At 42.5% G+C, this 22835-nt stretch carries 23 protein-coding genes and 1 pseudogene; 11 read left to right on the plus strand and 13 right to left on the minus strand.

Annotation, left to right across the window (positions count from 1 at the left end):
* The 3 genes from HGH47_RS10605 to HGH47_RS10615 form a co-directional block, all read left to right on the plus strand.
* Nucleotides 1–182 (plus strand): hypothetical protein (locus tag HGH47_RS10605; protein ID WP_432912278.1); only part of this gene is annotated, 182 nt, incomplete at its 5' end.
* A gap of 71 nt (nucleotides 183–253) precedes the next feature.
* Entirely contained in the window at nucleotides 254–2347 is a 2094-nt protein-coding gene (locus HGH47_RS10610; protein WP_432912281.1) for a methyl-accepting chemotaxis protein, read from the plus strand.
* A gap of 67 nt (nucleotides 2348–2414) precedes the next feature.
* Nucleotides 2415–3152 carry a rhodanese-like domain-containing protein gene (locus HGH47_RS10615; RefSeq protein ID WP_212565741.1) on the plus strand — a complete coding sequence of 246 codons (738 nt, stop codon included), beginning with the start codon at nucleotides 2415–2417 and terminating at the stop codon, nucleotides 3150–3152.
* Between the two features lie 244 nt (nucleotides 3153–3396).
* Here HGH47_RS10615 and map read toward each other — a convergent pair whose 3' ends face one another.
* From map to HGH47_RS10630, 3 genes are all read right to left on the minus strand, one after another.
* Nucleotides 3397–4161 carry a type I methionyl aminopeptidase gene (gene map, locus HGH47_RS10620; RefSeq protein ID WP_212565740.1) on the minus strand — a complete coding sequence of 255 codons (765 nt, stop codon included), beginning with the start codon at nucleotides 4159–4161 and terminating at the stop codon, nucleotides 3397–3399.
* Nucleotides 4162–4238: 77 nt separating this feature from the next.
* Nucleotides 4239–5159 carry a J domain-containing protein gene (locus tag HGH47_RS10625; RefSeq protein ID WP_212565739.1) on the minus strand — a complete coding sequence of 307 codons (921 nt, stop codon included), beginning with the start codon at nucleotides 5157–5159 and terminating at the stop codon, nucleotides 4239–4241.
* Entirely contained in the window at nucleotides 5128–5538 is a 411-nt protein-coding gene (locus tag HGH47_RS10630; RefSeq protein ID WP_212565738.1) for a hypothetical protein, read from the minus strand. Before HGH47_RS10630 ends, HGH47_RS10625 begins: the two co-directional genes overlap by 32 nt.
* A gap of 337 nt (nucleotides 5539–5875) precedes the next feature.
* Here HGH47_RS10630 and HGH47_RS10635 point away from each other — a divergent pair, with 337 nt between their 5' ends.
* The 6 genes from HGH47_RS10635 to HGH47_RS10660 all read left to right on the plus strand — a co-directional run bounded on the left by HGH47_RS10635 (nucleotide 5876) and on the right by HGH47_RS10660 (nucleotide 13434).
* Nucleotides 5876–9103 (plus strand): adenylate/guanylate cyclase domain-containing protein, encoded by a 3228-nt coding sequence (locus HGH47_RS10635; RefSeq protein WP_212565737.1) that lies wholly within the window; start codon nucleotides 5876–5878, stop codon nucleotides 9101–9103.
* Between the two features lie 131 nt (nucleotides 9104–9234).
* Nucleotides 9235–9783, plus strand: coding sequence for a glutathione peroxidase (locus HGH47_RS10640; RefSeq protein WP_212566501.1), 549 nt, complete (start codon nucleotides 9235–9237; stop codon nucleotides 9781–9783).
* A 21-nt stretch (nucleotides 9784–9804) separates the two neighbouring features.
* Nucleotides 9805–10014: an N-6 DNA methylase gene (locus HGH47_RS10645; protein WP_432912286.1), complete on the plus strand. Its 210-nt coding sequence runs from the start codon at nucleotides 9805–9807 to the stop codon at nucleotides 10012–10014.
* A 305-nt stretch (nucleotides 10015–10319) separates the two neighbouring features.
* Entirely contained in the window at nucleotides 10320–11798 is a 1479-nt protein-coding gene (locus tag HGH47_RS10650; protein ID WP_212565736.1) for a C69 family dipeptidase, read from the plus strand.
* 447 nt (nucleotides 11799–12245) lie between these two features.
* Nucleotides 12246–12458, plus strand: coding sequence for a GNAT family N-acetyltransferase (locus HGH47_RS10655; protein WP_230974523.1), 213 nt, complete (start codon nucleotides 12246–12248; stop codon nucleotides 12456–12458).
* A gap of 511 nt (nucleotides 12459–12969) precedes the next feature.
* Nucleotides 12970–13434 (plus strand): hypothetical protein, encoded by a 465-nt coding sequence (locus tag HGH47_RS10660; protein WP_212565735.1) that lies wholly within the window; start codon nucleotides 12970–12972, stop codon nucleotides 13432–13434.
* A 111-nt stretch (nucleotides 13435–13545) separates the two neighbouring features.
* On the opposite strand, the gene HGH47_RS10665 is transcribed toward HGH47_RS10660, so the two are convergent.
* From HGH47_RS10665 to HGH47_RS10710, 10 genes and pseudogenes are all read right to left on the minus strand, one after another.
* The gene (locus HGH47_RS10665; protein WP_230974522.1) at nucleotides 13546–14172 is read right to left on the minus strand and encodes an endonuclease; all 627 of its coding nucleotides are present in this window, start codon (nucleotides 14170–14172) and stop codon (nucleotides 13546–13548) included.
* Nucleotides 14173–14268: 96 nt separating this feature from the next.
* A complete protein-coding gene (locus HGH47_RS10670) occupies nucleotides 14269–14520 on the minus strand; it encodes a BrnA antitoxin family protein (RefSeq protein WP_212565734.1) in 252 nt (83 codons plus the stop codon).
* Nucleotides 14501–14773: a BrnT family toxin gene (locus HGH47_RS10675; RefSeq protein ID WP_212565733.1), complete on the minus strand. Its 273-nt coding sequence runs from the start codon at nucleotides 14771–14773 to the stop codon at nucleotides 14501–14503. Before HGH47_RS10675 ends, HGH47_RS10670 begins: the two co-directional genes overlap by 20 nt.
* Nucleotides 14774–15196: 423 nt before the next feature.
* Nucleotides 15197–15769, minus strand: coding sequence for an SAP domain-containing protein (locus HGH47_RS10680; RefSeq protein WP_212565732.1), 573 nt, complete (start codon nucleotides 15767–15769; stop codon nucleotides 15197–15199).
* On the minus strand, nucleotides 15766–15873 hold the full coding sequence (locus HGH47_RS10685; protein ID WP_212566499.1) for a DUF3781 domain-containing protein: 108 nt from the start codon (nucleotides 15871–15873) through the stop codon (nucleotides 15766–15768). The genes HGH47_RS10680 and HGH47_RS10685 overlap by 4 nt, the downstream gene beginning before the upstream one ends.
* Before the next feature lie 2 nt (nucleotides 15874–15875).
* Nucleotides 15876–16373 (minus strand): annotated as a pseudogene (locus HGH47_RS10690) (SPL family radical SAM protein); the annotation flags it as partial.
* Between the two features lie 156 nt (nucleotides 16374–16529).
* The gene (locus tag HGH47_RS10695; RefSeq protein ID WP_212565731.1) at nucleotides 16530–17420 is read right to left on the minus strand and encodes an Rpn family recombination-promoting nuclease/putative transposase; all 891 of its coding nucleotides are present in this window, start codon (nucleotides 17418–17420) and stop codon (nucleotides 16530–16532) included.
* A 216-nt stretch (nucleotides 17421–17636) separates the two neighbouring features.
* The gene (locus tag HGH47_RS10700; protein ID WP_212565730.1) at nucleotides 17637–17837 is read right to left on the minus strand and encodes a hypothetical protein; all 201 of its coding nucleotides are present in this window, start codon (nucleotides 17835–17837) and stop codon (nucleotides 17637–17639) included.
* Between the two features lie 37 nt (nucleotides 17838–17874).
* Entirely contained in the window at nucleotides 17875–19098 is a 1224-nt protein-coding gene (locus HGH47_RS10705; protein WP_212565729.1) for an ATP-binding protein, read from the minus strand.
* Nucleotides 19099–19326: 228 nt separating this feature from the next.
* Nucleotides 19327–19548: an adenine-specific methyltransferase EcoRI family protein gene (locus HGH47_RS10710; protein WP_212565728.1), complete on the minus strand. Its 222-nt coding sequence runs from the start codon at nucleotides 19546–19548 to the stop codon at nucleotides 19327–19329.
* Nucleotides 19549–19822: 274 nt separating this feature from the next.
* Between HGH47_RS10710 and HGH47_RS10715 the strand changes: the two genes are divergently transcribed.
* Nucleotides 19823–20194: an ArsR/SmtB family transcription factor gene (locus HGH47_RS10715; RefSeq protein ID WP_016522542.1), complete on the plus strand. Its 372-nt coding sequence runs from the start codon at nucleotides 19823–19825 to the stop codon at nucleotides 20192–20194.
* 165 nt (nucleotides 20195–20359) lie between these two features.
* Nucleotides 20360–22669 carry a heavy metal translocating P-type ATPase gene (locus HGH47_RS10720; protein WP_432912296.1) on the plus strand — a complete coding sequence of 770 codons (2310 nt, stop codon included), beginning with the start codon at nucleotides 20360–20362 and terminating at the stop codon, nucleotides 22667–22669.
* Nucleotides 22670–22835 lie beyond the last annotated feature (166 nt).

Consider the following 22835-nt stretch of genomic DNA (forward strand, 5'->3'; position numbering starts at 1 on the left):
AAAAAAAAAAAAAAAAAAAAAAAAAAAAAAAAAAAAAAAAACCCCCCCCCCCCCCCCCCCCCCCCGCACCTACCTACCGTTTAATTGGTAATACTGGATGGGTGATTGGTAATCGAAATTCCTACAAAATAATCTACTCTTTAGATTCCTTCTCTGGGAAAGAATTTTATATGCGTTTGTAAGGTTACCGCAACTAATACCCTGTATCATCATCTCAAATTACTATATCCATTATTTTATTGGGAGGTTTACAATGAAAAAACGTTTTTCGTTAAAAAAGAAATTCATTCTTATTTTTGGTATTCTCATTGCTGCAGCAGGAGTTATTGAAATTGTCTTAGCAGTTATGATTGCCAGAAGGGCAGTCACCGAAAAAATAGAGGATCATCTTATTGATAAGGCAAATGATACCGCCGAAATCATTAACGGAAGGGTTACAGCCCTGTTGCAATTTATCGAAGGTATTTCCCGAATGCCGGTTTTGCGAGATGCAACCGCTTCATCCACTGCACGATTAGCGTTCCTTGCAAATGAAGTTTCTTTTAATGAAACAATAATCGAATTGAATATGACTGATGCACAAGGGCAGTGTATGCTTGCTAATGGAAGCGTATTATCCGTTGTGAACAGAGATTGGTTTCATTCCGCCATTAGTGGGAAATCCTTTTTTTCGGAGCCATACATCTCTCGTGCAAATGGACAATTAATAAACACCCTTGCTGTCCCTATCTATGATGATAACAAAACTATTGTAGGAGTGTTATCTGCCGATATCCCCGGTTTGCTGTTATCCCAAAATATTGCTGATATCGTCGTAGGAGAAACCGGCAACTGTTATATTATGGGGGCAACGGGAATTATCATTGCAGATAGGGATACCGATTTAGTACAAAGTCAAGATAATATCATTGAACAAGCAAAAACAGATCCTTCACTCACATCGACCGCAGCCTTTTTACAGTATGTGCTTGATACTGACGAAGGAGAAGTCTGCTACTATGACTATCATGGCATTGAATATATTGCATCATTCGCAGCGGTTAAAACTACTAATTGGTCGATTATCATTCGAGCGCCTGTCAACGAATTCATGGGAACGGTCAACACACTTCGCAGCACAATGATTGGAATTGGTATTAGTGTACTAATTGGAGCGCTGATTATTGTCTATTTTGTTGCCCGTACAATGATAAAACCAATTCAAACGACGGTTTCGGCTTTACAAAATATTTCACAAGGTGATGGCGACTTAACAGTCCGGCTGCCGGTATACGGTAATGATGAAATCACCGATATGGCAAAGTATTTTAATGAAACAATCGCTAAAATCGGCGCTTCAATACAAGCGGTTGGAACAAGCAGCAGCGAAATGGAAGAAATCGGTAATGAACTTGCGTCGAATATGACCGAAACGGCAAGCTCCGTCAACCAAATTAGTGCAAACATTGATGGTGTTAAACAGCAAGCCTTAACTCAGGCTGCCAGCGTTACCGAAACTGCAGCAACTATTGAAGAAATTGTTCGGACTATTAAGCAACTAAATGCCAGTATTGAAACGCAAGCTGCAAGTGTCGCACAATCTTCATCTTCCGTAGAAGAGATGGTTGCAAATATTGCATCTATCGGTCAAACACTCGGTAAAACCGATGACGTAATTAAAAGCCTTACAACAGCAACCGGCGACGGTAAAGCAACGCTTGTTACTTCTAACACGGTAACACAGAAAATCGCAGAAGAATCCGGTTCCTTGATGGAAGCCAGCAGTGTTATTCAGCATATTGCTTCACAAACGAACCTGCTCGCAATGAATGCTGCAATAGAAGCGGCTCATGCGGGAGAAGCAGGTAAGGGCTTTGCTGTTGTTGCAGATGAAATTCGCAAGCTCGCAGAAGAATCTTCGATGCAAGGGAAAACCATCACCACTACATTGAAAGCGCTCAGTGGTGAAATTGAAACACTCTCTACTTCATCCAAAACGGTGGAAGAAAAATTTAATACAATCTTCAGCCTTGCAGAGAAGGTAAAAGAAATGAGCACCAGTGTTACCGAATCGATGCGAGAGCAGGAAAACGGCAGCAAGGAAGTTCTAGCGGCGATAAAAAGCATCAACATGGTAACCGTAGAAGTGCAGGCGGGTTCGGAAGAAATGCTAAAAGGTGGAGAGAGTGTTGCACAGGAAATGCATACATTGGACGACCTTACGCGCATTATTACGGAAAGTATGAACGAGATGGCTGCGGGTGCGGTGCAGATTAACAATGCCGTGCAGGAAGTGAGCGAGATTACGCAGAAAAATAAACGGAGTATTGAGCGTTTGGCGGAAGAGGTCTCAAAGTTTAAAGTTTAATAGGTAAAACATAAGCATACAGTAGCTCCTAATTGTTTTACTATATCCCAACGGGGAGGAGTTGAAAATGTATAGTCGGAAAATTGATCCTAAAAGGATCAGCATCCTTATCAGTGCACTAATTTTGATTGCATTGTTGGGAAATGCCTGCACAACGCAGAAAAAAAAGAATGATATACAAGGCGCGGACATCGTGGATATGAAAGGCTCCGAGCTTGATAGTATTATGAACGATAAGGCAGAAAAAGAGCAGTATCTGGTTATCGATGTGCGTGAAAAACACGAGTATGAGGCGGACCACGTCCGCTATGCAATCAATATCAGCCTCAACGATATCGAAAACAGGCTGAGCGATATTGCCGATTTCAAGGATAAAAATATTATCGTTATTTGCAGAAGCGGACGCAGGAGCCGCGCAGCTGCGGAAATCTTACAAAAAAATGGGTTCAAAAAACTGTTCAATGCGGATGGAGTCGGACGTTATTCTTATAAGTCGCTTACCAAAGTGACAAATGTACGCGGAAAACAGATGCAGGAGCTCGCGAATACAGGGAACTACTCCGTTGTCGATGCCCGAGAACCCGCTGATTATGCCGCTTCGCATTTAAAAGGTGCAATATCGGGGAATGCGGATGCTATTGCTGAGTTACTGCCCAAATTACCTAAGAATAAACCGGTACTAACCTACTGCTATTCCGGTAACCGCTCTTTTGCCGTTGCGGAAAAACTAGCGGATGCAGGATACACGGTGATAAACAGTTTAGATGGAACCAACGAATACTCAGCCTTTGAATTGGTAAAATAACAAAACTATCCTTAAATAGCCGCTAAAAATTTAACCTTTTAGCGGCCTTTCTTGGGCACCTCTAAAAACTCGGTTAGATTTTTAGAGGTGCCCGTCGAGTTTTTAATAAGTCTATAAATATAAATGACTTATTAAAAACATCGCAAATTAAAATCAAGGAAAACCTCTAAAAAACTGAAGTTTTTAGAGGTTCCCCTTCTGTTTAACTTATAATTAACGTATGATAACTATGCGCCGCGTTTACTTACGCTTCTCCGGGATTCAGCTGCGTTAAAATTTCGGTGTGGTCTTCAAAGATGGCAACCGTGTGTTCCATGTGACAGGAACAGGACTTGTCGGCGCTAACAACCGTCCATCCGTCGGCGCGGGTTTTAACATCTGCCGTACCGAGGTTAATCATCGGTTCAATCGCAATCACCATACCGGGTACTAGCCGCGGGTTTGGTGCGCCCCGCTCCGGTACATTCGGAATATTCGGTTCTTCATGTACTTTAAGCCCGACCCCATGACCGCAGTATTCATATACGACACCGTATTTATACTGCCGCGCCAAGTCGTACACCGCGCGGGATATTGCATTTACACGCTTACCTGCCTGACAGGCGGCGATTCCCGCATAGAGGCAGTCGGTGGTAACCTTTAAAAGTTGTGCGCGTTCGGGGCTTACCTTTCCAACCGGCACCGTTACGCACGAATCGCTGATGTATCCGTTAAGGTCAATACCGATATCCAGCGATACGAGGTCTCCTTCCTGTACGATTTTCTTTTTACTGGGGATACCATGTATAACTTCCTCATTGATGGAGATACAGGCTGCCCCCGGAAAATTTTCCGCATACCATGCGGGAACGCCGCCGATGCTCTTAATGTACTCAACACAAAAGTCATCCAGTTCTTTCGTGGTTACGCCCGGCTTCACCCGCGGCGTTAATTGCTTAAAGAGCCGCGCCAATGCTTTACATGATAGGCGGATACCGTCTATCTGTTCCTTTGTCTTAATTCGTATCATATATTCCTTACCCTTTGCGCAGCCTTATCGTCTTAGGATTTGCCGGTTATCTTATGTTAAGGATAACCGGAGCACCTTTAACGCCAAAGCTGCTCCTGATAGTTTTTTTTCAACTTCGTTATGCCGCGGATGCGGGGATTCATTCGCATGGACGCCTCCGCACATCCGTCGCCGGTAGTAAAATCACCCATCCGGTAATAAATTTCCGCCATCTTTTTTAATATTTCTGCATTATCCGCTTTACTTAGCCCAAAATCCAGCGCGGCTTCGCAACAATCAAGCAGTAAATCGTCTGCAAGATTGTAGATGAGTTTTTCGCGGATAAGCTTGCGGGCTAGAATAAGCACTTCGGGAAAAAAATGGCGGAAATATGCCTGCTTCTGCTCTTCGCTGATAATTTGGTCAAGCAGCAAAAAAGACTCATAATAGTGATCACGGAAATAGAGTTCCTCTGCAAGCACAAATCCGCAATCCATAAAGTCTCCCCTGCTAAAGTACCGGCGAAGCGAAAACGAAGGCTGTACCGAGCGGAGCCGTAAAAATTCCTGTACCGCTTCGTCCTCAGCATTATGGAAAAGGTCAAAAAAAATTAGCGTCGCCCTGCTTTCGGGATCCGTCCGCTCTTTTAGCCATGTACGGTAATCAAAACTTTCACCTTTTTTCGCGGTCTTATTATAGAAAAAATCAAACTCCGCCCGGCGCTTCGCATCAAGCAAGGCTTCATAGGCACGGATAAGCCTCATCATCGCCTGCTCATTAGCCTTTTTGCCGTCGGTATTCCGAACATTATGGGGAATATCGGGATGCAGTTCTTTGGCTTTTTTTCGGAATGCCCGTTTGATTTCGGAAGTAGAAGCGGAAGGAGAAACACTTAAAATCTTATAATAATCTTCTATTATTATGGATTGATGTGTTGAACGATCTCCGCGTCCTTCTTCGCTATCCTGCCGTCCGCTTTCCGCCTTGCTACCCAATATTTGCCCCCGCGCGGCGAGCATCCGCTACATTCCGCAAAGTATCGAAGTAGTCGATCATAAAACCGCAGCTTTCTAATGTATTCATCAGATTTCGAATAAATTTACCCGAAAACAGCCCACGGTTTACGGTAAGAACGCAGCCTTTACAACCCTCTTTAAGGCCGTGATCTCTGAGGATTGTTACGACGGCAGGATTTGGTTTTGATGTAAAAAACGGTTTTTCGGCGCAGAAAATAGCAATATATCCGTACATATTAAGCCGATCCGTATCGGTCAACGTATGCCCATTCAAAATACGAATATCATCGCACCGATTATGGGCGCCTTCTTTTAGGGCTGCCAGAAAAAGCTGTGTTTGTGCTTTTTTCCCTTTATCAAAATACACCAATGCGGTTGTCATGGGGATATAATAGAAAAAATAAATCTCTTATGCAAGCGGACGCCTAGTTAGGAAAGGTTGATCCAAGTCTGTAAAGGAATGAGCAATACAATAATTGGTTTCAAATTGCCAATTATTGCATGTCGTTACGGGAACCTTTTCCTCGTCGTACCTTTTGCGGGAAGCTTGTATGAGGTACGGCTTTTCGGTGCTTTAATAACGTGAGTTCTTTTACGGTAACTATGGTTCTTTGTGGTAAAATATATGGTTTTTTCACTTCGATAGTGTATACTGTGTTAACGAATAAGCCTATCGGCTTGTAGTTTTTACACGTTCCTGTTAAATCCTTGAGGTACTTATGTTAAAAAAATGCTTTTTTGTACTTGTACTTACACTTATGGCAATTTTTCCACTCGCAGCGGAGATATCATTTAACAGTCTTGCAGGCTCTGTCCAGACTTTCTGGTCGGATACGAACGGGTTACCTTCAAATAGAATATTGGACGTTTTGCAGGATGGAACGGGTTATATTTGGCTTGCCTCCTATGACGGCCTTATCAGGTTTGACGGAGAAACGTTTACCGAGTTTACCGAAGCCGAACACGGGTTTACCGGCATAGCGCCGCGTGTTCTATGCGAAGATGCATACAGTACGCTCTGGATAGGAACCAATTCCACCGGTTTATACGCCTATCAAAACAAGATATTTAAGCGCTATGCCGAAGAAGATGGTCTGCCGAATCTTTCAATTAGAGCGATAAAATTTGATAAAGACAATGTGCTGTGGGTCGGAACGGCAGACGGACTCGCGCGGTTGGAAAAAAGCGGCCGTTTTGTCCCTATCCTTGATGAACGCAATAAAAGTTTAGGGATTATTACGTTTATCCTTCCGGTAAAGGACAGGATATATGTCGGTTCAAATCTGCAGGGGATTACAGTCATTCAAAATAAAAAAGTAGCCCGGCTCCCGTATTTGGATGCCATACAGGATTATACTTTTTCGGCTGCATATTTTGATTCCGATAACATACTGTGGCTCGGTACAAAAAACGGAAAAATCATCAAGATAAAAGAAGAAAAAGACATTGAATTTATTGACGCAGAATATCTGAAAGGGATGAGTATTAACGAATTTTTGCGTACTGTGAACGGAACGCTGTATGCGGCGACCAATAGAGGTATTGTTACGATCAAAAAGGGTAAGCCGGAAATATTTTCGGAAGAGAACGGCTTGCCGAATAATATCGTTTCATGTCTCTGTCAAGACTTTGAGGAAAACCTTTGGGTAGGTATGGAACGCGGCGGCGTCGGGAAATTCAGTAAAGGAAAATTTCTTGATTTAACCAGCGCAGAGTCCCTGCCACCAACCGCGGCAAATTCCGTATTGGAAGATTTGGATAAAAACATTTGGATTGCAAAAGATGACGGCATTGTGTGCTTAAAAAGTTCGGCGCTCTCTCCTACAAGAGCAAGGCAAATTGATGCCCTTATCGAAAAGCTGCATGCCGTCCGTGTCCGGCAAATCAGAGAAGAAGCGGACGGAACATTATTTTTTGCTACCTATTCCGATAACGGCCTTTTGATTTTTAGGAAAGACGGAAGCATGCAAGCGCTATCAAAAAAAGACGGACTACCGAACAACCGTGTACGTTTTTCGTACCGCAGCTCGGATAATCTCCTGTGGATCGGCACAACGGCAGGACCCGCCGTCTATTTTGACGGTACGATAACAACAATTACGCAGGAAGACGGACTCCCTAATTTATTTATTCTTTGTGCGGAAGAAAGCCGCAGCGGAAAGATATGGCTTGGTACGGACGGCGGCGGGGCGGTCGTTTTAACGGTGTCGGGTTTTTCTGACGGCAGACCGGTTATCAAGGTGGAACACGTTTTTACCAAAGATGATGGACTGCACGGCAATATTATCCTTAGAATTATTGAAGATACGGAAAATAATATTTGGTTATGCACAAGCGAGGGGCTAACACTGTATAAAAACGGCGGATTCTATTATGCCAATAAAGCATTCGGTGCAGGAGCTATCAGTGTGTTTAACATCGTACAAGACACAATGGGAAACCTCTGGATTGTAACGGCAAAAGATTTGCTGCTGGTAAAAACGGATGTTTTTGTAAAGGCAGTGCTGAACGGTCTCCCAGCTGAATTTCTTGTCCGCTACAACCGGCTTGACGGCCTAACAGGTCAATTAGCGGCGAATGCATGGGCGCATGTTACCGCCGAAAATACATTGTTTCTGCCTACGCTTAAGGGAGTTGCCGTCTGCGCTCCTTCTTATTATGTTACCAATAAACATGCTCCACCGGTTGTTATCGAGAGCATTGTTTTAGACGGCAAAAACTATGATGTAACGGAAGAAAGACTGAAGGTCGCGGCCGGAATAAAGCGTATTCTGTTTAAATTTACCGCTTTAAGTTTTACCATTCCGCAACGGGTTCAGTTTGAATATAAACTTGAAGGATATGATAAAGAGTGGCGTAGCTGCGGAACTACGCGGGAGATTGCCTATACGAACCTCAACCCCGGTAATTACGTGTTTAAGGTAAGAGCTGCGAACAATGACGGCATTGTAAACAAGAGCGGTTCCAGCGCCGCTATCTATAAGAAGCCGTTTTTTTATCAGACTATCTGGTTCTATCTTTTACTTGTATGCTGTATCGGAAGCGGTATTTTCTTTGCCGTCCAACTCCGTTTTAGAAATTTACAGCGGAGGGCAGATGAACTTGACCGGAAGGTAAAAGAAAAAACAAAAGAACTCGCCGGCGAAAAAGAAAAGAGCGACAAACTTTTACGCAATACTCTGCCGCCCTCCGTTATCGACGAACTTATCAGTACGGGAGCGTCAAAGCCTAAAGTGTATCCTGCGGTAACGGTACTGTTTGCAGATTTAGTCAGCTTTACCGAATGGTCGGGTGGTACGGCGCCGGAGCATGTTATTAGGCAATTAAATACGATGTTTACTCAATTTGACGGTATTATGGATGTTTTCGGCTGTGAGCGGATAAAAACACTTGGAGACGGATACTTAGCATGCTGCGGCCTTAGAGGGGAAAAAGACCATGCACTCAGGCTTACCGGCGCCGCTGTCGAAATGCTACGAAGCTTTGAAACAATTAATAAAGATAATAACAGCCATTTTAGAATAAAAATAGGCATCGATTCGGGAGCAATCACCGGAGGTATCGTCGGCGTGCATAAATATATTTTCGATATCTTTGGTGACACGGTTAATATGGCTTTCCGCCTTGAATCGGTAACTGCTCCGATGGCGTGCACCGTTTCGATGAAAACAGCGGCGCTCATTTCCGGCAGCTATCGGCTCTATAAACGCCCTCCACATCTTTTAAAGGGAAAAGGAAAGGTGCCATGCTATTATATAAATTATCAGGATGTCGACTATACGATGGAATTCGAAGAAATAAAAGAATGTTATGATCAACTGACCAGAGCATTTAAAGAAAACCGACTCTCCGAATGCCGTGCCCTTATCAACAGGTTGGAGCCGACGCTATTGGAGCCTGAGATGGCAAAAGGAATTTCTATTATAGAAAAAAACATGTGCAGGTAGCATGGGGATGCTCTGCAGCGGGGAATAGATTGCATCTTTCAAATAATTATCTTAAAATCGAATGACCTAAGAGACGTTTCTTAGAACTAACGTTTTCAGAGATGGTTTCTATTTTTTTTCGGAGGTAAATGATGACTATCTATGATTATTCGGTGCAAGATGCGCAAGGAAACGATGTTCCGCTCAAGCAATACAAAGGCAAAGTCTTGTTGATTGTTAATACGGCGACGGCTTGCGGATTTACACCGCAGTATAAAGAGTTGGAAGAACTATACGAAAAATATCACGATAACGGTTTTGAAATAATCGATGTGCCGTGCAATCAATTCGGCGAGCAGGCTCCCGGAACCGATGCGGAAATTCACCAATTCTGCACACTCCGTTATCACACAACATTCCCTCAGATGAAAAAGTCTGATGTAAAGGGTGAACACGCGCTTCCGCTTTTTACCTATCTAAAATCTCAGAAAAAATTCGAGGGTTTCGGCACAGGGAAGATGGCGGAAACGCTAAGTGATTTTATTCAAAAAATAGACAGCAATTATAAAAATAATCCTGAAATTAAATGGAATTTTACCAAATTCGTTATTGCCCGGGACGGCACTGTTGTTGCCCGCTTTGAACCGCCCGCTCCTATGGCTGATGTTGCGGCATGTGTGGAAAAGTGTGTAGTGGGGTAAAGTAACTCAAAAAAAGGAGCCGTGCCCCCGGCAGGCAATGCGAACTACGCTTGGATCCAGCACATGATACACCATCTTTCTGCAAACGGTAAAATCGGACTTGTGCTTGCCAATGGCGTATCCGCTTTACTTAGCCCAAAATCCAGCGCGGCTTCTCGAATAAATTTACCCGAAAACAGCCCACGGTTTACGGTAAGAACGCAACCTTTACAACCCTCTTTAAGGTCGTGATCTCTGAGGATTGTTACGACGGCAGGATTTGGTTTTGATGTAAAAAACGGTTTTTCGGCGCAGAAAATAGCAATATATCCGTACATATTAAGCCGATCCGTATCGGTCAACGTATGCCCATTCAAAATACGAATATCATCGCACCTAAAGCCACAATGGAACAACAAAATAGTACGAAATGCACATTTATTTTGACAAGTACTGAATCGCATGATATAATCCTTTTTATATTTATTGCCTTTTTTAAGGTAAGTGTGATTTTATTCGGTAGTGTTTGCCGGATTATTTTTAACAGGGAGTACATTATGAAAAAAATGTGTCTGTTTTTATTGGTTGCCGTGGCCGGCGTATGGACAGGAATGTCTAATGCTTTTGGCTGTACGGGGTTTGTTGCAGGAAAGGATGCAACAGCCGACGGCTTTCGTATCATTGCGCGTACGGAAGATTTGAGTGGCGCCCATAACAAAACCTTTAAGGTATATCCGCATAAGAAAAACAGAAAGCCGGTACAGTTTACCGACTCAATCGGCTTTAAAATCGAATTACCGAAAGAGAGCTATCGGTATACCGCTATTTGCGATGCCGAACAATCCGAAGGCATCTACGACGAAGTAGGTTTTAACGAGCACGGCGTTGCGATGAGCGCAACCGTTTCTGCCTCTCCGGGAAAAGCTGCAGAAGAAGCTGACCCGCTTGTTGAAAACGGACTTTCGGAAGCATCTATGACAACGGTTGTGTTGCCGTATATTACCACAGCCCGGGAAGGCGTTGAACGGATTGCAAAGATTGTAGATACCTACGGTTCGGCAGAAGGCAACATCATTTTTATCGCAGACGATAAAGAAAGCTGGTACATGGAAATTTATACCGGCCATCAGTATGCAGCGGTTAATGTCCCGGATGATATGTATGCGGTAGTACCTAATTGCTTCTTGCTCGGTTATGTCGATACGACAAGTAAAGATGTTATCGCATCAAAAGATTTAATCAATTTGCCTAAGTCGAAAGGCTTTTATAAAGAAGTTGACGGTAAATTCCATGCAGCGCTTACTTATGGAGAAGAAATGAGCGACTACAACCGTGTACGGCTTTGGGGAGGACAAAATAAACTCTCACCGTCCGCTAAGGTTGCGTATGACACGAAGCTATTCTCTTTGTGGAGAAAGGCTGATAAGAAAATCGCCCTTGAAGATGTAATGGAATTGCAGCGCTATCGCTATGAAGATACCGATAAAAATGCAAATTTACCGGAAAACGCAGGAGTTCGCGCAATCGGTACACCGACTTCTATGGAATGCCATATCATTCAGATGAAAGACACCTTACCGAAAGCTGTCGGCGGTGTGATGTGGATGGCGATGGCAAATGCAGAACATTCGGTGTATCTGCCCTTCTACGGCAACATTACGGACACCTACTCTGCGTATAAAGTAGACAATGAAATGTATACTCCCGATTCGTTTTACTGGCTGATGCGGACAATCAATGTCTTTTCAGCATTAAACAGGGATATGTACGGAAAGAATGTCCGCAGCTATTGGAAAGCGTATGAGCAAAAGCTGATTAAAGAGCAGAAAGACAAAGATGCTGAAATTGCACGGCTCTATACCAAAAAAGGTGAATCCGCCGCAGCAAAATATGCAACCAAATTAGGAAACGACCAAGCAGCCGATGTGTTTGAAAAAGCACAGAAAATATACCCGGAACTGGTAGGTTTTGCAGCAAAGAACGAAGGCAGAACTCCTAAAAAAGCCTTTGAACCGTCAGTAGCAAAAGAAAAATAAAAGTTTATTTTAAGCAACTTAAATATCGCCGCTTAAAAACACACCGAGTTTGCCGTCCGGTAAACATCGCTTATTGACGTGTGCGCTTTTCGCGCACTAATGCAACAGTTTCCAAAGTGCATACTTTGTTCAACTGTTGCATTTTAAGGAAATCAACACCCCCGACGCAAGCGTCGGGGTATGTTGTTCTCATAAGGTGGTTGCAGTCGGCTTTAATACCCTTTGTTACGACGCAAGCGTCGGGGTATTAAACCCTCCGCACGAATAAAATTTCGCACATTTTTCCAGCAAGGGGTAAATGCATCAGGCAAAGTAGATATAAATCGCGGAAAAATTGAGACTGTGAGACCATTTGAACCGCGAAGAGGTTCAACTCTGGTCGAATAGTTTCAATTTTTCCGCGGGGATATAAAAAAATCAGACTGATGCGTTTACCATGGTGCCATATTGGCAGGAAATGACGGAAGGCGAGGTTACATATACCATACTGCTGTACATCCGAAATGGCGGAGACAAAGGGTTGCTTCCCAATTGATCACCACGGCGTTGAATGCTTTAAAACATATTGGTATTCACAAAACCGCATTAGTTGTATTCACTAAAAATAAAGACGGTAATGCCTTTTGGGAAAACGAAGGTATAACTTCGGCAACCAAATAAGGCTGCCTCGTTAACCGATGAGTTTGCCACAAGGCAAACTCACTTATTGACGTGTGCGCTACCGCGCACGAATTGAACAACTTCCAAAGTTGATACTTTGTTCAGTTGTTCAATTTTAAGGAAGGTTTTTCCGCTAGAGACGATTTAGTTTATCGCAATAAAGCCCTTACAGAATTAAAAAGAATAGACACCTAGCAGAAATTTAAACCACAAATCAGCTTGACCGATTAATCGACTTTGAGAACTAAGGTATGTATTTCCTCTATAATAAATATTTTTTTTAATTCAAGCCAATCCTATAGCCTAAAGTAAACTGGATTTTATTGCATCCCGCATACGGAATATAGAATCGCAACCGCTGCTTACGGATAAAGATAAAGAACTATATTTTTTTAACAGTATATGTAATTCAGAAGCACTCGGTAAATACGTACCATTCTGTGAAGCATGGTATATAGCTGCACTAAAGTATCTTGACTGGGTTCAAAATAGCGATAATTTGACGGATGTTATGACCGCATACGAAAACGTCCTCCTACTTGGTACAAATATTTCCAAAGAAGATCTCAAACACATATTTGAGCATTTACTTTATCTTTCGTTTTGCTATTTTAATACGACAAATGATACTGAAAAAGTTTTAGAAATTTATAATCAAAGACATAAATATCTTACTAACGATGAGTATACGAATACGTATCAACTGATGGTCAAGTTTAATTTTTCTACGGAGGAATTGAATCCTATAAAATATATCTGCGAACTATGGAATGAACATTTCAATGTTCAAGCTGTTGGAAGTATTATTGGCTTAGATATTCTGGAAACTCAAGCACTTTTACAAAAAAACAGAAAATATTTACAAAGACAAGACGGAGATGATCTTGATTATGATTGGGAAGAACAGCTTGAAATGGTTGACTGGTGTTGTTCATATATTTATTTGCGGGATATACCGATAGGCTTACCGTTTTAGAGGCTCAAGAAACCGTTCTCCAGTCAGCTGCTTTTGAATAAATGCACATCGGAATTATGCAATTACCAATCAAAATTAACATCTCCCGATGCAGAGTATCACGCCCACATTTCACTTTCTCTTACTTTTTATTCCCGCATAATACGCAACCGCTGCGAACAGCACAAGTATTGAAAGATAATCTACCGCGAACAAAACATAGCCTCTGTCAAAATCGAAGAAGAAAAACTGCTGCTGCAGGAACATATATTGTACAAGACCGCGGGAGATAAACGCATACACACCGTAAGCGGAAATCAGCAGAACGAGCACCCTCAAAATCCGCAGGGTACGGGGCTTTGCTTTAAGTCGGGAGGCAATCATATTTGCGTGCATTCTTAAATGGAAGCACATAAAAAGATAATACCAGTGCGAAGCGATAAGATGAGCAATCCGTGCAAAGCCGAGCATATCGCCCACGGCTTCCGGCGGAACAAACCACGCCATCATAAGACCGCTCATCATCAGAAAAAGTGCGCAGAGCAATATCCCCATATTTACCGCAATTTGCATGATTCTGTGTGCAGAATATTTCCCGCGAAATAATGCCCCGTACCATCTGCGGTTCAGCACGATGTGAACCGCCCATAGTACGAGCAGCGGCATTCCTAAAATCTGGTGAATCTTATCGTCAGGGAAAAGTACCGTGCCTCCCATCAGGATTATAGAAAGCACGGTCATCATCATATCAAGCGGCATTCTGATTTCGTTTAGTTTTATTATTGTATTATTCCTTAAACTCTTTTTCCATTATAGATATTACTATATAAGTTTCCCATACTCGTAAATATATGCTTAACCATTTACAGCATAATGCTTTGCATATTGAGAAAGTACTTCATTCATCATAGTCTGATATTTTGTATGATTTTTCTTTGCTTCTGTTTTAAAAAAATTAATACAATCAGAATCTATTGAAATGGTTATTTTTTCTTTTGCTGGTTTCTTTACAAGCTCTGCCGGTGAAGGAAGAAAATCCGTCACTAATACGGCAGAATCCAATGCTTCCATTACTGATTTTTCGGGGTTACTGTAAATGCTCTTCATAGAGTTTCTTTCCTTGACGCCAATATCCTGCGCCGAAAATCCTAATATTTTGACCACGTATTGTAAAACGCACGGTCAAAATTCCTTTATCTGTTTTTCCAATACAAAAATAACGTTTTTCTGAAATGGAATGCTTTACATCTTCTAAAATCATACGGTTTACGTCAAAAAAAGCATCCTGCGCCTTTTCAAAAGAGACCTTATGCTTCCCTATGTTTTCAGAGTTTTTATTTTCATCCCATTCAAATGTCATATACCTCCATATTATACATACTATTTTATGTATTCGTCAACATACAAAATATTTTATTGAAAAAACTAACAGCACGCTCATAACCTCCGTCCCCGATTTTCATCATTTTACCGCAACTCCGCTCTTATTAAGCCATTTTGTCACATATTTGCCAAGGGATGAGCCGCCCGAATAATGAACCGACAGCCCTTCACCGAGTTTAGCATTCGGGGCAAGCAGAGGGATTGCAATCCCCCTGGAATAATCGGAAAGATTAATGATTATAAACGAGAGCTGTTAACATGGATTTTCGGTTTTGCTGCAGTATAAAGCGGCGGCAAAGTTGACGCGAAGGCTGCCTAAAAAAGGGAGATGCACCGGCATCGACGCCTCAAACAACTTTCGTGATAAAACAAACGTCAGGTTAAAGTGGGTCAAAATTTTCTATGTATGTTTATTCTTTTTCCACGTTATATAATCTTTTTTTATCTTCATATTTTTTAGTTTATTCCATTCTTCCAAAGCATCTTCTCTTATCGCATCTTTTTCATTTGCTAAATAATCACTTATAAAGTTATTAAATTTGCAGGATGGAATTTGCGGAAGTTTTCCTTCGGTTTTATTTAAACGAATATATTCACAAATGACATCATTATAAGTTATTTTTTCATCATGAGAAAGTTTATTTTCAATCCATCGATTAAGCCAATATTTTGCCCCTGATTTCGGTTTTAGTCCCGGAACTCGGCTATTCATTTGACTATGTATGAATTCCCATGTTTCTTTTTTATTGCTAAAATTTTCAACATAACTGCTATTATTCAAAATTTCTATATTCCGGCTTTTGCTCCTAAAACTATTCTTTTTATTCACCGTCCCGGTTTCCAAAAATTGAATAATCATTTCTTCAAGCTGATCCTTTCGTATTTTTGAATGAAAAGGAATTTCAAGCGATTTTGCCAATGCTTTGAGTTCACTCATATACCAATATTTATTTTCAAATTCTTTTATCGTCATATAGTCTTTTGCTTATGTGCGGTGATTATTGTATAACTGTATGCATTAATGGTGATAATAACATCATCAATACTTACATACCAATTTTTTACTTTTTTGATTATTGTGGAATGCCCGCATCGTGCAGCGTTTTAAGCACCGCAAAACGCTCACTCGTAACGGCAACATTCGGTTCAAGTATTTTGCAGAGCTTATCGTTATATGTGGTGAGCGTCATCTGCACAACACACTTTGCTTTTTTGTTCACCGCCTGCAAAAGTTCAAGGTCGCGCAAAATCAGCGGCGATTTTGTTATCACGGTAAAGCCGAACCCATACCGGTACACGTTTTCTATCGCTTTGCGCGTCATACCGATTTTTTCTTCAAGCGGCATATACGGATCGGTCATAGAACCGGTGCCGATCATGCACTTATTTCGTTTCCGCCGCAAAGCAGTTTCGAGCAGTTCTATTGCATTCTCTTTTATTTCTATATCTTCGAACGTATGCTTTATTTGATAGCAATCGCTCCGCGAGTCGCAGTAGATGCACCCATGAGTACAGCCTCGGTACAGGTTCATTCCGTTTTTAGCCGATAAAATTCCTTTTGCTTGAACAAAGTGCATACGAATACGACTATTTCTCTCGCCACTTTTTCAGCGCCTTTTTAATATCCTTGATTGTCCAATCGTAATGGCTCGATGTTAAAGCCGATAGGCGATTCTGTCAGTGCATTTTAATTTAATATTTGTAAGGAGAATATCCGGCGCCGCTAAACCGAATTACAGTTTTTCAATTTCTTCAACGGAAAGACCGGTTCCTTCAGCTATCTTGTCAATGTCAAAACCGAAACGTTTAAAAGCCTTAGCTGTTTCAAGCTTTGCTTGGCGCGATCCGTTGGAAAAGCCTTGTTCAATACCTTGTTCAATACCTTCGGCAAAGGCAATTTCTCGTTCTTCAGCACGTTGTACGGCTATATCGGTTTCATAATCATATTCAGCTAATAGCATATTAACGACCTCCTTACTCTTGCGTTTTAGATATTCACGCAAAATATTGTTCTCTATACATTCTTCAACGGCTTTTTCAAAACCGTTTTGAGGGTCTATTTCTTTCCATTTTCGCACTGTTTCCACAAATATACTGTATTCCTGTATCGTTTTACAGTTTTCCAATACAGGATGGCGGTTTTGGCGGTTTATGTTTATTACTTTAACGGTCAACTCAAGATTAGGTTCCGCTGCCTTTTCTATGAAGGCCTCCGAGAGTTTAAGAGTCTTATCACAAGGATAGTCTTCTTCTCCATTGTAAAAAACATAGAATTCAGGACTCGGAATTTTCAGTAGTTTACGGCTATATTTTTCTTTTGATTCAAAGAGGGTTTCATACAAGCGGCTGATGTATTCAAGGCAGCGTAAAGGCATATTCGGGTTGATTGTTGACTGGTGTTCTGCAAGCACTATTATTTTGTTATCTACAAGGTAGGATACATCGTTATAGAATGTCATGTACAAGACTTGATCAAGGCGGATATTTTTCAAAAGCTCTATAGCCGTAAGTTTGGTATTATGCAAGGCGTTATACAGTGACAAAAAGTTTTCTTTTGCTTTTTCGTCTTCACTGAATAAATCGACAAAGACAGAATCTTTATATTTTCTGTTTGAAGTGCTCATATCACAACTCCTTAACATACAATTATACCACATTTACCGCCGTTTTGTAAGAATACCGTGACGTATACCGCACGTATATACACAAAAAAACGCCTCAAGCCAGAGATATCTCCGACGTGAGAGCGGATAGTTTAGTTGACTGTGTTATTACCTATTAATCGGACTACTCTGCAACAAACCTATCGGCCTGTGTTCCCATGTCATCGGCATTGAACATCAGTCTTCAATATCATTTTCCAGCTGTTTTATCACCTTTGCGGGAACACCGGCGGCTACGCAGTTATCGGGAATATCTTTTGTTACCACCGCACCCGCCGCGATGATGACATTGTTGCCGTTGGTTACGTCCGGCAAAATCATACAGTTACAGCCGATCCATACATCGCTTCCAATAATAACGAGTTTTGAGTTCGCCATTTTTATTTCATATAAATAGTTGTTCACTCTACAAATTTCAAATCACCCAAACCGGCACGATGTAGTTTTCCCTATCAATTGCTGAAAGCTCCGGTTTCATGCAGATGACCGCGCCTTTAGAACGCGGAATAGAAGCGTTATCCAGTAAGCTGAATACTTTGACAAGCTCGGAACCCGGATTTGCGGATTTCTTAATTTCTATCGGATTAAGTACGCCGTCATGCTCTAATACGATATCGATTTCTTTCGCGTCTTTGTCCCGATAGTAATACATAAAGGGCGCTTTACCGTTATTGAGATATGTTTTCATTATTTCGGAAACAACATAATTTTCAAGTATGGCTCCGTTCATAGCGCCGCTTTCCAGCGTTTCCGCACTGCTCCACTTTGTCAGATAGCAGACTAATCCCGTATCATAAAAATACAGCTTGGGAGTTTTTACGAGGCGCTTTAACATATTATTTGAATAAGGGTGTAAGTAAAAAATAATTCCTAACGTTTCAAGAATACCCAGCCAGCCCTTCACCTGCTTTTGATTAATATCCGCGTCGCGTGCTATGTCGGCGATATTGAGCAGCTGTCCGCACCGTGCGGCAACGGCAGTTATAAACCGCAAAAATTTTAAAGAGTCAATCGAATCCGAAAGCGCTCTTACATCTCTTTCAATATATGTTGTTACATAACTGCTGTAAAAAATGTGAGTGTTTTTATTTTGACCGCTTATGACCGCAGGCATGGAGCCGTTATAAATTCTGTTAAAAATTTCTTTGATATTCGCAGGTTTTCGTTCTCTGCTCCGTGCGGAAAGTTTTTTCATATCGAGCACAAACGGCTCAAGTCTATTTCCGTAAATCTCTGCTTGCGATAAAGATGTTAATGAGAGCACCGCTACTCTTCCTGCCAATGACTCTTGCATTCCCTGCATCAGCTTAAAAGCTTGAGAACCGGTAAGCCAGAAATCACCTTTGCTGCGCTTTTTATCCGCATATATTTTTATGTAGGTGAATAATTCAGGCGCATATTGAACTTCATCGATCAGTATGGGCGGTTTATGCAGCTGCAAAAACAGTTCCGGATCGGTCTTTGCAAGAGCTCTCTCATGCAAATCATCGAGCGACACATAACCTCTGTCTGTGCCCTCCATAAGTTTTTGCAGCATGGTAGTTTTCCCAACCTGTCTTGGGCCTGTTACCAATACTACCGGATATTCTTTTGTTACCTCTAAGACTATCTTTTCCAAACTTCTGGAAATATAACTCATACAGCATCCTTTCGGCTAATATGTATTGTGATTACATTTTAGCCGAAGGCTATAGACCTGGCAAGTACAAGGCCTCCCATACGGAACAACACTCGAATTGACAGCCCAATATATGCGAATTATTGCGTTAGGTGCAGTCTTTCAGCTTTTAGCCACCGGTCTTATACCTTTTATCCGCAATAGGAAGCAAATATTTTCTCTTGCTGTTTTTGTACAAAATAGTGTACATTATAAGTAAATAGGAGTTCTTAATCCTAAAAGATTAAAATTTTGAATAAAGTATTTAGAAAAATTTGATGTAAAAGGATTATCACAATTGCAAAGAACTGTTTTATTCTTAAATTGACCGATATAATGAGAAAGTTCGTTTTCTACAGTTTCATAAGTTGTATAAAACTCATCATCTTTAAATCGCTTTGCTTTATGTAAATTTGTATTTTTATTAGCCATTTTCCCTTCACACCTTGGTTAATAATTAATAATAATAGCACATTTTACAAAAAATTTATAGAGGGCGGTCGTTAATTTTTTAATATTTATATAACAATGCTAAAATACAAAGTTTAAAAGCCACTCTTGACACTGTTTTTAATTGTACATATAATCAAATAAACATCTGAACATTTGTTCATATATTGACAGATAAAACAATCCTGCTGTTTTGAGAAGACGAATGACCAAGGTGGGCAGGCATGATAATCAGAATACGTAAGGAGGCAGCATAATGGAAAACCAAGAAGAACCGATGAGTGACGAAGCGGCGGAGTATTTTAACCCCGATGCCGTGGCTCATGCACGCTCAAAGATCCCCGACGAGGACACGATGACCGCATTGAGTGATTTTTTTAAGAACTTTGGCGATTCAACCCGTATCAAGATTGTATCCGCGTTAATGGCGGGTGAGCTGTGCGTTGCCGACATTGCGGAGGTACTTGAAATCTCCGCTTCGGCAATTTCTCATCAACTGCGTATCCTCAGACAGGCAAAAATAGTGCGTTCGCGGCGGGTGGGAAAACAAATCTATTATTCCATAGAGGACAATCATGTCGGCATCTTATATAGCGTCGGCATGGAGCATATTCTGGAAGGCCGCTAGACCAAAGGAGGAGAGATGACAAAAAGCGCTGTCTAAAATATCGCCAGCGCTTTTTGTCTCAAGTTTGCGCTGCAAACTTGATTATTTACGTGTGCGCGCAACGCGCACGACTAAAAACTTTTTCGGATGTTTAAACATCCTGCAAAAGTTTTTATAGGAGGTAATATGGCTTGTAGTTGTATGGCATGTAATCATATACACGAAACGCATAATCATGATGAACATCATCATGACAGTTTGTGGAATAAACACGATATTATCCGTTTTAGCGTAGCGGCGGTGTTTTTTATCGCCGGGATTGTATTGAAAATTGCTTCCGAACCTTTCAAAATAACCGTTCAGTTCAACGGCGCTTCTTACTCCATTGCACTTTCATCACTGCTTTTTGTCGGTTCGTGGCTTGCTGCGGGACTGGAAGTTATCCAAACCTTGCTGAAGACCATCGGTAAAGGAAGTATTTTTGACGAAAACTTTTTGATGACCTTTGCGACACTCGGTGCATTCATACTCGGAGAGTGGTCGGAAGGCGCCGCGGTTATGCTGTTTTACAACTTGGGTGAGCTGCTGCAAGCCGCCGCCGTTCAGCAATCCCGCCGTTCCATTACCAACTTGATGGATTTGCGCCCCGAATTTGTCCGGCTCTATCATAATCCTGCCGACTCCGAATCGGGACACAGCGATGCACATAGTTGTTGCGGTCATGAACATGAAGATGATGACCACCATCACAGCCATGAGCACATTCACGCCGAGATGTGCAAATGCGGGTATGAACACGGTGAACATCACCATACCCATTCGGAAAACTGCGAGTGTGGACACGAACATAGCCATGAACATCATCACGCATATGAAGAATGCGAGTGCGAGCATGAACACGAACATACGCATAATCATGCCGAAGAGTGCTGCTGCGGGCATCATCATGAAGGGGATGACCCTGACATTGTAGCCCCGGAAGATGTTCCTATCGGTACGCTGATCCTCGTAAAACCGGGAGAGAAGGTTCCGCTTGACGGGATACTGGTCGAAGGGGCGTGTTCTTTTGATACCTCTTCAATGACGGGAGAGAGTGTTCCGCGTTTTATTGAAGCAGGCGGTACGGTACTTGCAGGATTCGTCAATACGGACGGGCTTGCGGTGATTAAAACCACCGTAGCGGCGGAAAATACCGCTGCGGCAAAAATGCTACAGTTGGTGGAACATGCGCAAGACCGCAAGGCAAAAACGGAGCGGCTTATTTCGAGCTTCGCACGAGTATACACTCCGATTGTAACGATCGGTGCAGTCGTGCTGGCGCTCCTTCCGCCGCTTGTACTTTCAGCTGTACATGGCAGCCCGCTTTCGTGGAACGCCTTTGTTCCGTGGATTTCGCGCGGATTGGTATTCCTCGTCATCTCTTGCCCATGCGCCTTTGTTATCTCCGTTCCGCTCGGCTACTTCGGCGGACTCGGCGGGGCGGCAAAAAAAGGTATATTGATAAAAGGAGCGGATTTTATCGACTCGCTTGCCAAAACGGACAGCGTTGTATTCGACAAAACCGGCACACTGACCGCCGGTGTTTTAACGGTACAGCATATTCTTCCTGCCGAACAATTCAGCACGGAGGAGTTGCTTGAGCTTGCCTATATCGCCGAGTATCATTCCGGCCATCCGATTGCCGTTGCGATAAAAGGCGCTATTCAAGGGCAGCTCGGTAAAGAGAAAATAGCCGTGTTTGAAAAAGAAGCTGCCGAACTCCGGCAATACACGGAAAAAGCCGGTTCCGGCGTTAAAATGCTGCGGAACGAACAGGAGCTTGCGGCCGGTTCCGCGCTGTTCATCTTCGGCGATGCGGAAAAGCAGCCTGCTTCCATCGCTCAAATCGAAGGAACAAAGGTATTCCTTTCCTACGGCGGGCGTTATGCCGGCTGTATTATTTGCAGCGACAGCATTAAACCGCAATCCGCACAAGCGATACGGGAACTGCGCGGCGTCGGCGTCGGATACCTTGAGATGCTGACCGGCGATACGAAGCGTACAGGCGAAAAAATAGCCGCCGAATTGCAGCTTGACCGCTGCAGCAGCGAACTTTTGCCGCATGAAAAGGTCGCCCGCTTTGAAGCTATCAGCGACGAACGGAAGAAAGGCAACGCCCGCGCCGTCTGCGTGTTTGTCGGAGACGGAATTAACGATGCGCCCGCTCTCGCCCGTGCGGATGTGGGTATCGCGATGGGCGGAATCGGCAGCGACGCCGCAATCGAAGCCGCCGACGTCGTTCTTATGACCGACAACCCGCAACTTATTCCGCAGGCAATCAAGTCGGCACGTTTTACACGGCAAATCGTCAAACAAAATATCGTTATGTCGTTTGTTGTTAAAATCGCCTTTTTGGCAGGCGGCGCCTTGGGCATTATCGGATTATGGGCAGCGGTGTTTGCCGATGTCGGCGTCGCACTTCTTGCCGTGTGCAACTCGCTGCGCGCACGGAGATAGGAAGTTCCTAAAAGATACAACAGTGCGGGAATATATTCAGCTTTTACTTTTAAGTCCGCAAGATCGATTTTGATAAAATCTTGCGGATAATCAGCGTCTTTATATTTAATGTCAGACCTCCTAAAAAACAGCAAAATTATTTTCTTTTCTCTTAAATTCTTAGCCA

Source organism: Treponema sp. OMZ 805, from assembly GCF_050937395.1.
Taxonomy (GTDB): Bacteria; Spirochaetota; Spirochaetia; order Treponematales; family Treponemataceae; genus Treponema.